Genomic DNA, 12,369 nt, shown 5'->3' with positions numbered 1-12,369 from the left:
CGGCCTTATGGGTTGGCTTACGCCACTTGGTATACGCGTTGACCAGAGATGTAGGTTGACATAACACGACCAACAAACTCTTCGCCAAAATAAGGAGAGTTATGACCTTTGGTTCTGCGCCCTTCGTAAGACCACGTCCAACGAACCGTACTGTCAAACAACATGAAGTCGGCGAAACTGCCCACGGACAAAGAACCAGCCTCCAACCCAAAGCACGCAGCAGGGCCCGATGTTAAACACGTCAGAACAGTGGAGAAGTCCAAATCGCCTTCGTCCATTAACTGCATCGCCAAAGGAAGCAAAATTTCGACATTGGCCATACCTGGTTCTGTTGCCGCGAACGGCGCTGTTTTGGCCATTTTTTCATGCGGCTGATGGTCTGAACAAATGGCGGAAATAACGCCAGCTTTTATCCCCTCAATAAGAGTCAATCGGTCTTCATCACTGCGCAAAGGTGGCAACACATGATAATGGCCATCAAAACCACTCAACACTTGATCATTAAGCAATAAGTTATGCACCGCCACATCCGCCGTAACATCCAGCCCAGAGGCTTTAGCATCAGCAATCATCTCAACCGATTTCGCACAAGACAAACGAGCAAAATGCGCGCGTACGCCGGTTTTTTCCACCAGCAATAAATCACGCATTAACGCAATGGTTTCCGCTTCTTCTGGAATGCCTGCCAAACCGTGCATGGTCGACATCAAACCTTCGTGCGCACAACCGCCTTCAGATAAGCTGGATTCATCAGGGTGGAACACCACCAACAAATCATGGGTCGCCGCATATTCAAGCGCACGAGACAACACCTTGGTGCTCGCCATCGGGTGACGATGATTCGACAATGCGATACATCCTGCTTCGGTTAACGCCACCATATTGCTCAATTGCGCGCCTTCCAGCCCTTGCGTTAACGCTCCCAATGGGAACACATTCGCCATACCGGCATCATCGGCTTTGTCTTGAATCAGCGCCGCCACCGCTGGCGTATCCACAATAGGACGAGTGTCTGGCGGGCAAACCAACGTCGTCACGCCACCCGAAACAGCCGCACGGCCTTCCGTCGCAATGCTGCCTTTTTGCGTTTGTCCTGGCTCACGCAATGCCACCGCAAGATCCACTAAGCCAGGCAAAATCCACTGACCCGTAGCGTCCACTACGTCGGCATTTTCAAACCCTTCAGGCGCCTCGCCTATCGCGACCACCTTTTGGTTGTCGATAAACAGATCCGTTATCGCATCGATGTCTTGGCTTGGGTCGATCAAACGACCATTTTGAATACGTAATTTCATACTATTCTTCGTCCTTCGTCGCTGGCGATTCATCACTTTGCAGCTGACCGCTCATGGCCATAGACAATACCGCCATGCGCACTGCAATACCGTTGGTTACTTGGTCTAAAATCACTGAATGCTTACCATCGGCCACGTCAGAGGAGATCTCAACGCCACGGTTAATAGGACCTGGGTGCATCACGATCGCATCAGGCTTCGCCCATGACAAAGACTCCTCCGTCAAACCATACAAACGGTAGAACTCACTTTCGCTCGGCAATAACGCGCCTTTCATACGCTCTTTTTGAAGTCGTAGCATCACCACAACATCCACGTCTTTTAGACCAGCCTCTAGGTCATGACAAATGGTCGCACCCATTTCTGCGAAGAAACTCGGCACTAAGGTTTTCGGCCCCACCAAACGCACATCACTCACCCCTAGGGTAGTCAATGCTTGCAGCTGAGAGCGCGCCACTCGTGAATGCAGAATGTCGCCAACAATCGCGATTTTTAAACCATCGAAGCGGCCTTTATGACGGCGAATCGTCAACATGTCTAGCATCGCTTGCGTTGGGTGAGCGTGACGTCCGTCACCCGCATTAATGATGGCCACATTCGGTGTGCAATGTTCGGCAATAAAATGCGCCGCGCCACTGTCTGAATGGCGAACAATGAACATGTCACTTTGCATGGCTTCTAAGTTTTTCAACGTATCCAGCAAAGATTCCCCTTTGGACGTTGCCGACGTTTCAATGTTCAAATTGATGACATCTGCGGATAAACGCTTAGCGGCAAGCTCAAACGTGGTACGTGTACGGGTAGAGTTTTCGAAAAATAAATTGACTACGGTTTTACCGCGTAGCAGAGGAACTTTCTTAACAGACTGTTCTCCCATCGAGAGAAAGGAGTCGGCTCGGTCTAAAATTTCCGTCAAAATGGTTTTGTCTAATCCATCCAACGTTAAAAAATGCTTTAGCTGGCCGTGTTCATTTAACTGTAATGCCCGAGGTTCGGATCGCATCATGGTTTGCTTTCCTCAAACTGCAAAGACGACATGGTCGTCATTCTCTATTTAAAATAGGAAGTGTAGATAGGAAAATGCCCGGTACAGACACACTGCAACCGGGCATTAATGACACTAAACGGTTACCCTTCCACATAGTATGGAGGAAATTCATTCTGCTAACCGCCGTATCGTCAATCTTATCCATCGGTTAATTGTCGTATGTGTTTAACAAAAAATAAAGCGTTGTTACGCATATTAATGGGCATCAATCACAGAAACATTCAGTGGTTTTGGCCCAGTCAACTTGACCCTTTGCTCAGGATTAAGCGTTAAGCGCTCACCAACGATATCCGCTGCAATCGGAAGCTCATGTTGGCCAAGATCATACAGAATCGCCAAGGTCACACTCGCAGGGCGACCAAAGTCGAATATTTCATTCATCGCGGCACGAATGGTACGACCGGACATAAGCACATCGTCTACTAAAATCACGTGCCGATCTTCAATCGCTGGCAACAAAGTTTGGTTCACTTTTGGGTTTAATCCCGCTTTGGTAAAATCGTCACGGTAAAAAGTAATGTCCAGCGTCGCGAGAGGCTCATTGGTTGGCACCGCAGACATCAAACGCTCCGCCACCCAAACACCCCCAGTATGAATACCAACCACAATGGCGTCTTCGATGTTTTTTTGCTCGCAATACGCCGCCAGCTGCGTTTTCATCGACGCCAGAGAATGTTCTAAATCTAACTTCATTATGGATCAAACCTTGCTAATAAATTCGTAAAAAACGCGAGTCAAACTGATGTGCTTAATATGACTCTGCAAACCATGTCTCTACTATCATTTGGGCAGCCAAACCATCGACCGAATTCTCTTTGAAATTGCGATTTCCACCCCGAGCCATCACATGCCCTTTCGCCTCATAAGACGACAACCGCTCGTCCATCATATGGTATGGAAGATTAAAACGTCCATGTAATCGTTTCGCAAATTTACGTGCCCGTTGACACATCTCATTTTCTGAACCGTCCATATCCAATGGCAAGCCCACCACAAAGGCATCTGGCTTCCATTCGGTCACAATACGCGTGATCTCATCCCAATTCGGAATACCATCTTTGGCCTTTAATGGATCCAATGGACGCGCGGTGCCGGTAATACTTTGACCAATGGCCACTCCCATGCGCGTGGTGCCAAAATCAAAGCCCAATACTGAACGAGCAGTATTGGGCTTGTGATTGTCATTGCTAGGCGTTTCTGTCGAGATTGACGCTGTCATTAACCATGTCCTATATCCGGTGAAAGTCTTGTCATATCAATTCCCAAGACGCGAGTCGCTGCGGTAAATTGCATGTCACTTGGTGTGTAGAATAATACGTCTAAATCCGCTTCACAAACCAGCCAATCATTATTGGCTATTTCCGTTTCCAACTGACCAGCATCCCAACCCGCACAACCTAACGTGATTCGAAAAGCATCGGGGCCTTTATCTTGCGCAATGTCTTCCAGCGCTTCCAGTGACGCAGACAAAGACACCTCGTCTGTTACTCGCAGTGTATTACTCCAGACTTTATCCGCCGTATGCAGAATAAAACCTCGCTCCGCTTCAACGGGGCCTCCCGTATAAATGGGTTCAGACACCAAGCTCGGGCTGTCAATTTGGATGCCTAAGTGATTCGCTAATTCTGTGAAATCGACATTTGATGGGCGATTAATAATAATCCCCATCGCACCCGCTTTGGTGTGCTCGCAAAGATAAATAACCGTGTGTTCAAAATGGGGGTCGTCGAGATGTGGCATTGAAATTAAAAAATGATTTTTAAACGAATCGAAAAATGTATTCATAGTCATGTGCCCTCTTTAAATGGATGACAACGCAAAGATCGCGTTGATTACGTAAACATAAGAAGTACTTGAACCAAGACAGAACTCGCCAACACAAAACGATATATAGACTGTAGAGAAGTGCAAAAGAAGACGGCAAATGTACACAGCCGACCCAAGCAGTATAGGACATACTGAGAATTAACCCACCCCAAAATACAAATTATTACCGAATCTATTCAAAATCGGCATATCACGCAGTAAACTAGCACAACAAACACATTTCGCCATTGCGGCATTTTGAAAAGTAGAAAACACACCATGATATTATGCTCATCTCTGAACACACCCAATGAATCGGCACAAGCCGAGGCGTTAGTGCGTCGTTCAGTAATGAGTTTGACCCAGTGGCAGCAGCACTACCAAGCGGAAACGGTCGATTTACGCTATTTTTTCCACAGTGGCTGGTCTTCGTAACCGCCTATTTTGTTCTAGAAAAACCACCGCATCCGTCTATTATCAAACGATGCACCTCAGACAAAATGGCCATTATTTGGCCCATAGGAAACAATCATGCAATTACAAGCCATTGACTACACAAGCTCAACTGCCGCGGCTGATTTCGTCAAATCCCTACGTGAAACGGGATTTGGCGTACTAAAAAACCATCCCATCAAAAAAGAACTGGTCAGCGCCATTTATCAAGACTGGCAAAGCTTTTTCGACAGCGAATCCAAATACGATTATCGCTACAACGTCGGCACTCAAGACGGTTTTTTTCCACCGGATGTATCAGAAACCGCGAAAGGCCATACAAAAAAAGACATCAAAGAATATTTTCACTACTACCCTTGGGGACAATGCCCAGCAGACAAAAAAACGCGACTGGCACAGTATTATTCTGAAGCCAACACACTTGCGTCCGAGTTGCTCGCTTGGGTAGAAGCACACTCTCCAGAAGCCGTCGCACAACATTATTCACAGCCGTTATCAAGCATGGTGGACGGCAGTGACCAAACGCTGCTTCGCGTATTGCATTATCCACCATTAAAAGGCGATGAAGAGCTGGGAGCCATTCGAGCTGGGGCTCACGAAGACATCAACCTATTGACGATTTTGCCATCAGCGAACGAACCAGGTCTGCAAGTCAAAGCCAAAGATGGCTCCTGGATGGATGTGCCCTGCGATTTTGGCACCCTAATCGTCAACATTGGCGACATGTTACAAGAAGCATCAGGCGGCTACTTTCCATCGACGTCTCATCGCGTGATCAACCCAGAAGGCGCTGACAAAACCAAATCCCGCATTTCTTTGCCGTTATTCCTGCACCCAAAACCAGAAGTCGTGTTGTCCGACCGCCATACGGCGAAAAGCTACTTGCATGAACGCTTAGTGGAATTAGGCGTAATCTAATCGCCTAGCCACCTCATTTCGAGGTACAAAAAAACCGTGATTCAGTGAAGTGACCCCCAATAGTTGGACTATCCAATTACTGGGGTTTTTTTTATTTACATATCCCTTAGCTTAAATAACGCATAATTAATTTGTCAGGCTGATAATAATCGGAATTCCCACAATAATGACAACCGAAGACACTAGTGTGGTTGTCGCAATCGCATTCGCCGTTGATTTTCCATTATTGCCTTTCGCTATGGCAACGACAAATGGTAAGACTTACTAGGTTCACAATAACACCAAGCACAATACCCAATATTAAAATGCTCTTTAAAAGACTTTTTAAAACGGGAACCAACTGCAATTTATCGTGACGGTAACGGGTCAAAATAACTTCGGCCAAGACACTCTCTCTGATTGAGGAATATTAAAGGGATTTTGACCTAGAAAAAATCACAAAGTAAAGAAAGCAAAAATACACCATCATCATGGTGTAAATTAAAAGCAATGTCGTTATTTTTTGCGATCAGCGCTTTCATTCTGTCAAATTACCCACAACAATAGACATCATAGACTCTCTATTTAGCAAGGTAGTTCACCATGAAAGAGCCATTAAATATTCAATTCGTCTCCGATGTTATGTGCCCTTGGTGCGTGGTCGGTTTAGGTAATCTCAATAAAGCGTTAGCGTCATTACAAGACGCTGTCGAGGTGGATTTTACCTTTCAGCCGTTTGAGCTGAATCCCAGCATGCCGCCAGAAGGGCAGGATTTAAGCGAACACATCACAGAAAAATACGGCATTACCAAAGCACAATCGGATGAAAACCGAGCCATGATTCAGGCACGCGGCAAAGACGTCGACTTTGACTTTAACTTCACAGATGAAAGTCGCATGCGCAATTCGTTTGACGCGCATCGTTTGTTGCATTGGGCAAAGCTAGAAGGCAAGCAAGCGGAGCTCAAAATGGCACTGTTCAAAGCGCATTTCACTCACAACCAAGACGTCAGTGACCACCAAACGCTCGCGAATCTAGCGGCCAGCGTCAATCTTGATCTAGGCGCTGCCAAAGGCATTTTGGAGAACGGTCACTTTGCTGACGATGTTCGACAACAAGAACAGTTTTGGCAACAAAACGGCATAACGTCGGTTCCAACCGTGATCATCAATAACAAATACGCAATCTCTGGAGGGCAACCAGCAGACGTGTTTCAGAATGCGATCGAAGAGATATTGCAAAAAGAAAAAGCAGAATAGTCCGTTCACCCATTCGGACACATAAAAACCACTCTGCCCATGCTGTCACCAACATGGGCAGAGGTCATCGGGTTACAAGAAACTTCCCCTTCAACCAAACATGGTATTCGGCAGGAAAAGCACGATCTGAGGGAAAATAATCAACAATGCGACCGCCAAGATCATCATCAACCAGAAAGGTAATACGCCACGGAAAATGTCCCCAAGCTCAACGTTCGGAGCCACCGACTTCACGATAAAAACGTTGATCCCAACCGGAGGTGAAATCAGCCCCATTTCAAGCGTCAACACAGTCAACACGCCAAACCAGATAGGATCAATACCAAGCGACAGAATAATCGGAAAGAAAATCGGCAATGTCAGCACCAACATGGCGAAGCCTTCCAAAAAGCAGCCCAGCACAAGATAAATAGCAAGAATCAGCACCAAGGTGCCAATCACGCCTAACCCCAACCCCGACAACAATTCCCCTACCGCCGTAGGAATATGACTTAATGCCATAAAGGGGTTAATCATGTGCGCCGCAATCAGAATCAACATCACCGTGGCCGTTGTCACGATCGCATCACGGGACGCATTCCAAAGGTTTTTGATAGACAAAGTGCGCGTCAAAAAGCCCACCAATATCACCACCCCAGCACCAACAGCGGCCGCTTCCACTGGAGAAAACAAACCTCCGTAAATGCCACCAATGGTCAGCAATATAACCGCCACAATAGGGCCGGCTCCAATCAATGCTTTGCCCTTGTTGCGCCAACTGGTTGCTGGACCCGCAGGGCCAAAATCAGGACGGAACCAACAAATCACCATGATCACCAAGATGAACAGCATCAACAGCATAATCCCCGGCAAAACACCCGCCAGAAACAATCGCCCAATACTTTGCTCGGTCAAAATCGCATAAATAACAAACCCCGTAGACGGCGGAATCAATATCCCCAACGTACCGCCTGCGGCCACCACACCAGTAGACAATCGAGTGTCGTATTTAAAACGGTCCATTTGCCCTAAAGCGACCTTGCCCATGGTTAGCGCAGACGCGACAGACGAACCAGACAGCGCCGCAAAGCCACCGCAACCAATCACCGTAGCCGATGCTAAGCCACCACGAAACTGCCCGATAATCGCATACGCCGCATCATAGAGTTTTTGACTCATCCCCGTAATCGAAGCCACGTTGCCCATTAAGATAAAGAGCGGAATCACCACCAGCTCAGGAGACGAGGCTAACGTAAAGGTCTCTGATGCCAACAAGCTCATTGCAGATCGACTGCTGTCCAGCACCGTGATCCCCACAAAGCCCACAGAGAACATGGCAAACGCCACGGGCACCCGCAACACCAACAAAGCAAACATGACCAAAATGCCGATAAAACCGATCAATGATGCACTCATGCTGTGTCTCCTTTTCGAATATCACGACCCGATAAGGTCAACTCAACAGCACGCAATGCCATGCCCACCGACGTAAGTAAGGCAAAAATAGACAGGCCGTTTTGAAAAAGGTCTTTAGGTAAGCGCAACAAGTTAGTCGACAAATTCAGCATGGTGGAAATCTTCGCGCTTTCGTTCACCGCGTACGCGATACCAAAGAAAATCACCGCCCCCAAAAGCGCCGACAAAATATCGATCACACGGTTCATTAGCTCAGGGTAACTGCGTTCAAAAAGATCCACAGAAATGTGTCCGCCTTGACGATCGCACAAGGCCATGGCGCCAAACACCACAATCACCATGGTCATGGTGATTAAGTCTTGCGAGCCATAAATAGGCGAGCCAAATGCCCGACCAATCACATCCGCCAACAGAATCACCACTTCACACAACAAGCCTAAAGCACCAATAGCGGCGGATAGGGCAATAAGCCCATCCGCCAATTTACGCACAACAGCCAGCATGATTTATTTGCCTTGCATCGCAGCGAGAGTGGACGCGCCACCGACGCTTTTCACATAAGACTGAACCACACCAGAAACCGCTTTCGTAAAGGCGGCTTTTTCTTCTGCGGTCAGTTCAACAACGCTGTTCGCACTGTCGCCTCGTGCCACTTCAAGCGCGGCCGTGGCGGTTTTCATCCACGCGTCTTCGGCACTTTTAGACAAGCCCGCACCACTTGCGGCATCCACTGCGGCTTTCTGTTTTGCGTTTAAATCCGCATAAACACCGCCATTAAGCACGGTATAAAAAGTCAAACGCCCCAATGGCGCACCAAGCGTTAATGCGTCCGCCACTTCGTCTAATTTAAAATCTCGCAGTGTCGATGCCCCAGTGATAACACCGTCAATCAGACCCGTTTGCATGGCGTTATACACTTGGCTGATTGGCATCTGCACTGGCGTTGCTCCTAAAGCCGTCGCAACTTCCGCCGCGGTTGCTCCAGCTACGCGCACTTTTAGACCCGCAAGATCCGCCGGAGTACGAATGATCTTGTTACGCATAATGAAAATGTTTGGCTCAGACGTCCAGAGCGCCAAAGGCTTGGTGCCCGGAAACTCTTTACTTAGATGTTTGTCGTAAGCGCGCCATAGAGCTTCATAGCCAGGCATGTCTTCTGGAATCGCACCGGGCAATTCCGCAATCATGGTTTTACCAAACTGGGATGAGGTATAGCCGGGCAATCCCCAAGCAAGGTCAGCAGCCCCTTGAAGCACTCGCACGTATTGCTCCACAGGACCCGCCCCCAATTCCCCACCATGATACCCGCGCACAGTCAGCGAGCCGTTGGTCGCTGCGGATAAATCGTTGTTCAACCTCTCAATCACAGAAGCATTAATGGTATGGAACGGCGGAGTAAAGTTGGCAAATTTCAACTCTTCCGCGCTTACTTGACCAGATATCGCCATCGCTGCCGACGCAGCAAGAATCAATTTATTGAATTTCATGTGTTTTCTCCCAAATGCTACTTTTAGTGCCTTCTGAAGGCTTTGTTATTTTTGTAACCAGACAATCCGAATACTCAAATCGCCCTTCTTAAATAGAAACCCTACGTTCAATATTCATCGTTCACTTATCGCACATTCTTGCCGTTCATACCCCTTTTTCTCAATATTTAGGCATTTTTATAGTTTAGTTCAATCGAGCCTTGCCTTTGGGCAATTCGCCACTCCCCATCAATATTTTTCAATTTGTCCACAAATCGCCCTACATACACATCGGCGTTGGCTTGCAGCATATTCTCTATACTTTGTACTTTTTGGTTCGCCGAAAACAACACCACACGCGACGTTACCACGGCATTTGCTTCATCAATCACCGTTGTTTCGACATTCGTCAGCGCATGGCATGTTTCTTTGGCGGGACGAGACACAAAAGAATCCAGAATCGCCGCCCGTCCCTCCACCTTCACCGTGGGAGCACTTGGGCGATAGAGCACGCCATCTTCGGTGTAGCAATTCGCCAACGCTTGCCAATCGGCGTTATCCAGCAAATTAATCGAACGGGTTACCAACTTCTGACATTGCCATTCAATCAACATCGTCTGCATGGCTTGATCCGTTGTTTGGCTTTTGACGGCTGAATGCTCTTGTTTGCCCAACCAATGCATCAACGCCTTGGCGACCTGATCGGGTGCTTCCGCTGGCGCCATATGGCCGGCGCCTTCCACAACAACCAACTCACTGCCCGCGATGCGTTGTTGTATCGCCTGATGCTGAGACACAGGACTCCACGTGTCTTCGCTGCCAGACAAAAGTAACGTCGGCACCCGAATCTGCGACAATAACACCTGCGCATTCGGGCGATGAATCAGTGCGTGTATTTGTTTCTCAAAATCCTCAACCGCATACGATTCCACCATGCGTGTGAGATCCTCCATTAACGCCACATTGCGTAAACCGTTCGATGACATCATGGGAATTAACCACTGGTTTGCGAGTGCGGACATACCTTCGGTTTTTGCGGCTTCAATCAGACGCATTCGACCGGGAATTTCTTTGTCCGATTTAGGGTGAACGCCGGTGTTTAATAGCGCAAGGTGCGTGACTCGAAGAGGCGCAAGACGATAAATTTCCAGCGCCACACGACCGCCCATCGAATGCCCTGCCAACGCAAAATTTCCTTCAACACTGGCCAAAACATGCTCCGCCATCGCCGTCAGGTCATCAAAACCCGCAAAGCTCATAATGCTAACGTGCGCTTGCGTGGACATTTGCTCCGCGACGTTTTGCCACATGCGTTGGTCACACAACAAGCCCGCTAAACAGACCAAGGTTGGCGTTGCGTGGTTCGTTGAGGTAGATGTTTTCATCACGCCTTATCCTCTTCATTGTCGACATCAAGGTCGGCATTTTCATAAATAATGTGCCCCAATGCCGTGTTCGACACCGGCACATGATAATGACGGTGCATTTCATTGATCTGATGATTCAGCGCACCACGCATAATCAGCCACATCACCATTTCACAACCTTCCGTGCCCGACTCTCGGATGTATTCAACTTGGGAAATCGCCGCTAACTTATCGTAGTCGCTTTTCAAATCGTCCATGAACGCGAGGTCCCACTCTTTGTTTATCAAACCGGCACGTTCGCCAAGCAGCTGATGGCTCATGCCGCCCGTTCCCCATACTTGTACATTAATGTCTTCTGGGTATTGGTCGATGGCCGCCCGAATGGCGTTGCCCAAAGCAAGGCAACGCGCTCCGGTGGGAGACGGATACACCACGGTATTCACCGCCAACGGAATGACTTGGCATGGCCATTCATCTACCTCGCCAAAAACCATCGACAAAGGCACCGTTAAACCATGATCCACGTCCATTTCATTAACGATGGTCATGTCAAAACCCTGTTGTATTAAAGACTCGGTGATGTGCCACGCCAGTTGAGGTGCGCCTTTAACGACAGGCACAGGACGTGCCCCATAGCCTTCATCGGCAGGGCGATATTCTTCGCCGCAGCCAATCGCAAAAGTCGGAATAAACTTCATATCGAAAGACGTCGCGTGATCGTTGTACACCAAAATCACCACATCGGGTTTTTGCTCGCGAATCCATTGCTTGGTGAACTGAAAGCCGTCAAAGATCGGCGCCCATTTGTCGTCTCCGCTGTCGCCTTTATCCATAATGTGCCCAAGCAACGGAATGTGAGAGGTGCCCAAGCCAGCCGTGATCTTTGCCATTATGTCTTCTCCTCGGATGGGGCATGTTCAACGTAACGGTTTCCCTCTGGTGAACGGCCACCATTGCGCATCATTTCCAAGTAATCCTCTAGGGATAAATTGGTCATGCTAGACACTGCCGCCGCGACACTAAGCCCATCGGTGGAACTGATTTTGACGAGGTAATAGATGTTGCCGCCAAGGGAGATCAGCGTCGTAAAGTCACGAGCCAATACCGCGTTTTTTTGCTCTTCTGTGAGCGGCCATTGGTCTAAATACGCACGCTCGTCGTGTTTAAACGCCGTACGATTTGAGGCTTGCATGAGGGACATGCAAAACTGATTAAGATGAAAGCCCATTCTGGCCATGTCGCCATCAAACACCGTAGTACCAGGAATGTTGCTGTAAGGCTTATTGTTATTATTCATGCGCGTCTTACCTTAAATCGAAAAACAGCGTGATCACCACACTGATCTTGTTTCATTAAAAGGTATAGGGAAAAAAGGCGTCTAG

At 48.2% G+C, this 12,369-nt stretch carries 14 protein-coding genes; 3 read left to right on the top strand and 11 right to left on the bottom strand.

Features of this window, described 5'->3' with window-relative positions; genetic code table 11:
• Positions 1 to 17 precede the first annotated feature (17 nt).
• The 5 genes from AABA11_RS01745 to AABA11_RS01725 form a co-directional block, all read right to left on the bottom strand.
• A complete protein-coding gene (locus tag AABA11_RS01745; RefSeq protein ID WP_265728414.1) occupies positions 18 to 1,295 on the bottom strand; it encodes a dihydroorotase in 1,278 nt (425 codons plus the stop codon).
• A 1-nt stretch (position 1,296) separates the two neighbouring features.
• Positions 1,297 to 2,301, bottom strand: coding sequence for an aspartate carbamoyltransferase catalytic subunit (locus tag AABA11_RS01740; protein WP_338264883.1), 1,005 nt, complete (start codon positions 2,299 to 2,301; stop codon positions 1,297 to 1,299).
• Between the two features lie 237 nt (positions 2,302 to 2,538).
• Positions 2,539 to 3,036 carry a bifunctional pyr operon transcriptional regulator/uracil phosphoribosyltransferase PyrR gene (gene pyrR / locus AABA11_RS01735; RefSeq protein ID WP_338264882.1) on the bottom strand — a complete coding sequence of 166 codons (498 nt, stop codon included), beginning with the start codon at positions 3,034 to 3,036 and terminating at the stop codon, positions 2,539 to 2,541.
• A gap of 55 nt (positions 3,037 to 3,091) precedes the next feature.
• Complete coding sequence (ruvX, locus tag AABA11_RS01730) at positions 3,092 to 3,562, bottom strand: Holliday junction resolvase RuvX (protein ID WP_338264881.1); 471 nt, start codon at positions 3,560 to 3,562, stop codon at positions 3,092 to 3,094.
• Entirely contained in the window at positions 3,562 to 4,134 is a 573-nt protein-coding gene (locus AABA11_RS01725) for a YqgE/AlgH family protein (RefSeq protein WP_338264880.1), read from the bottom strand. Before AABA11_RS01725 ends, ruvX begins: the two co-directional genes overlap by 1 nt.
• Before the next feature lie 294 nt (positions 4,135 to 4,428).
• On the opposite strand from AABA11_RS01725, the gene AABA11_RS01720 reads away from it, so the two are divergent.
• From AABA11_RS01720 to AABA11_RS01710, 3 genes are all read left to right on the top strand, one after another.
• Positions 4,429 to 4,584 (top strand): hypothetical protein, encoded by a 156-nt coding sequence (locus tag AABA11_RS01720; RefSeq protein WP_338264878.1) that lies wholly within the window; start codon positions 4,429 to 4,431, stop codon positions 4,582 to 4,584.
• Between the two features lie 96 nt (positions 4,585 to 4,680).
• Entirely contained in the window at positions 4,681 to 5,520 is an 840-nt protein-coding gene (locus AABA11_RS01715; RefSeq protein WP_265728409.1) for a 2OG-Fe(II) oxygenase family protein, read from the top strand.
• Positions 5,521 to 6,102: 582 nt separating this feature from the next.
• A complete protein-coding gene (locus AABA11_RS01710; protein WP_338264875.1) occupies positions 6,103 to 6,759 on the top strand; it encodes a DsbA family oxidoreductase in 657 nt (218 codons plus the stop codon).
• A gap of 90 nt (positions 6,760 to 6,849) precedes the next feature.
• Here the strand turns inward: AABA11_RS01710 and AABA11_RS01705 are convergent, their stop codons facing one another.
• From AABA11_RS01705 to ligA, 6 genes are all read right to left on the bottom strand, one after another.
• The gene (locus AABA11_RS01705; RefSeq protein WP_338264873.1) at positions 6,850 to 8,154 is read right to left on the bottom strand and encodes a TRAP transporter large permease; all 1,305 of its coding nucleotides are present in this window, start codon (positions 8,152 to 8,154) and stop codon (positions 6,850 to 6,852) included.
• Entirely contained in the window at positions 8,151 to 8,657 is a 507-nt protein-coding gene (locus tag AABA11_RS01700; RefSeq protein ID WP_338264871.1) for a TRAP transporter small permease, read from the bottom strand. Before AABA11_RS01700 ends, AABA11_RS01705 begins: the two co-directional genes overlap by 4 nt.
• A gap of 3 nt (positions 8,658 to 8,660) precedes the next feature.
• On the bottom strand, positions 8,661 to 9,641 hold the full coding sequence (locus AABA11_RS01695) for a TRAP transporter substrate-binding protein (protein WP_338264870.1): 981 nt from the start codon (positions 9,639 to 9,641) through the stop codon (positions 8,661 to 8,663).
• 167 nt (positions 9,642 to 9,808) lie between these two features.
• A complete protein-coding gene (locus AABA11_RS01690; RefSeq protein WP_338264868.1) occupies positions 9,809 to 11,005 on the bottom strand; it encodes an alpha/beta fold hydrolase in 1,197 nt (398 codons plus the stop codon).
• Positions 11,005 to 11,877 (bottom strand): class III extradiol dioxygenase subunit beta, encoded by an 873-nt coding sequence (locus tag AABA11_RS01685; RefSeq protein WP_265728391.1) that lies wholly within the window; start codon positions 11,875 to 11,877, stop codon positions 11,005 to 11,007. Before AABA11_RS01685 ends, AABA11_RS01690 begins: the two co-directional genes overlap by 1 nt.
• Positions 11,877 to 12,284: a protocatechuate 4,5-dioxygenase subunit alpha gene (ligA, locus tag AABA11_RS01680; RefSeq protein WP_338264865.1), complete on the bottom strand. Its 408-nt coding sequence runs from the start codon at positions 12,282 to 12,284 to the stop codon at positions 11,877 to 11,879. The genes AABA11_RS01685 and ligA overlap by 1 nt, the downstream gene beginning before the upstream one ends.
• Positions 12,285 to 12,369 lie beyond the last annotated feature (85 nt).

The sequence above is a fragment of the Marinomonas pontica genome (assembly GCF_036322735.1).
GTDB classification, from domain to species: Bacteria; Pseudomonadota; Gammaproteobacteria; order Pseudomonadales; family Marinomonadaceae; genus Marinomonas; species Marinomonas pontica.
The sequence above is the reverse complement of the archived record's forward strand: the minus strand, read 5'-3'. Positions and strand labels throughout refer to the sequence as shown.

Coding starts and splice junctions, on each gene's coding strand:
- AABA11_RS01745 (WP_265728414.1), bottom strand. CDS start 1,295: ATGAAATTACGTATTCAAAATGGTCGTTTGATCGACCCAAGCCAAGAC.
- AABA11_RS01740 (WP_338264883.1), bottom strand. CDS start 2,301: ATGATGCGATCCGAACCTCGGGCATTACAGTTAAATGAACACGGCCAG.
- pyrR (WP_338264882.1), bottom strand. CDS start 3,036: ATGAAGTTAGATTTAGAACATTCTCTGGCGTCGATGAAAACGCAGCTG.
- ruvX (WP_338264881.1), bottom strand. CDS start 3,562: ATGACAGCGTCAATCTCGACAGAAACGCCTAGCAATGACAATCACAAG.
- AABA11_RS01725 (WP_338264880.1), bottom strand. CDS start 4,134: ATGACTATGAATACATTTTTCGATTCGTTTAAAAATCATTTTTTAATT.
- AABA11_RS01720 (WP_338264878.1), top strand. CDS start 4,429: ATGATATTATGCTCATCTCTGAACACACCCAATGAATCGGCACAAGCC.
- AABA11_RS01715 (WP_265728409.1), top strand. CDS start 4,681: ATGCAATTACAAGCCATTGACTACACAAGCTCAACTGCCGCGGCTGAT.
- AABA11_RS01710 (WP_338264875.1), top strand. CDS start 6,103: ATGAAAGAGCCATTAAATATTCAATTCGTCTCCGATGTTATGTGCCCT.
- AABA11_RS01705 (WP_338264873.1), bottom strand. CDS start 8,154: ATGAGTGCATCATTGATCGGTTTTATCGGCATTTTGGTCATGTTTGCT.
- AABA11_RS01700 (WP_338264871.1), bottom strand. CDS start 8,657: ATGCTGGCTGTTGTGCGTAAATTGGCGGATGGGCTTATTGCCCTATCC.
- AABA11_RS01695 (WP_338264870.1), bottom strand. CDS start 9,641: ATGAAATTCAATAAATTGATTCTTGCTGCGTCGGCAGCGATGGCGATA.
- AABA11_RS01690 (WP_338264868.1), bottom strand. CDS start 11,005: ATGAAAACATCTACCTCAACGAACCACGCAACGCCAACCTTGGTCTGT.
- AABA11_RS01685 (WP_265728391.1), bottom strand. CDS start 11,877: ATGGCAAAGATCACGGCTGGCTTGGGCACCTCTCACATTCCGTTGCTT.
- ligA (WP_338264865.1), bottom strand. CDS start 12,284: ATGAATAATAACAATAAGCCTTACAGCAACATTCCTGGTACTACGGTG.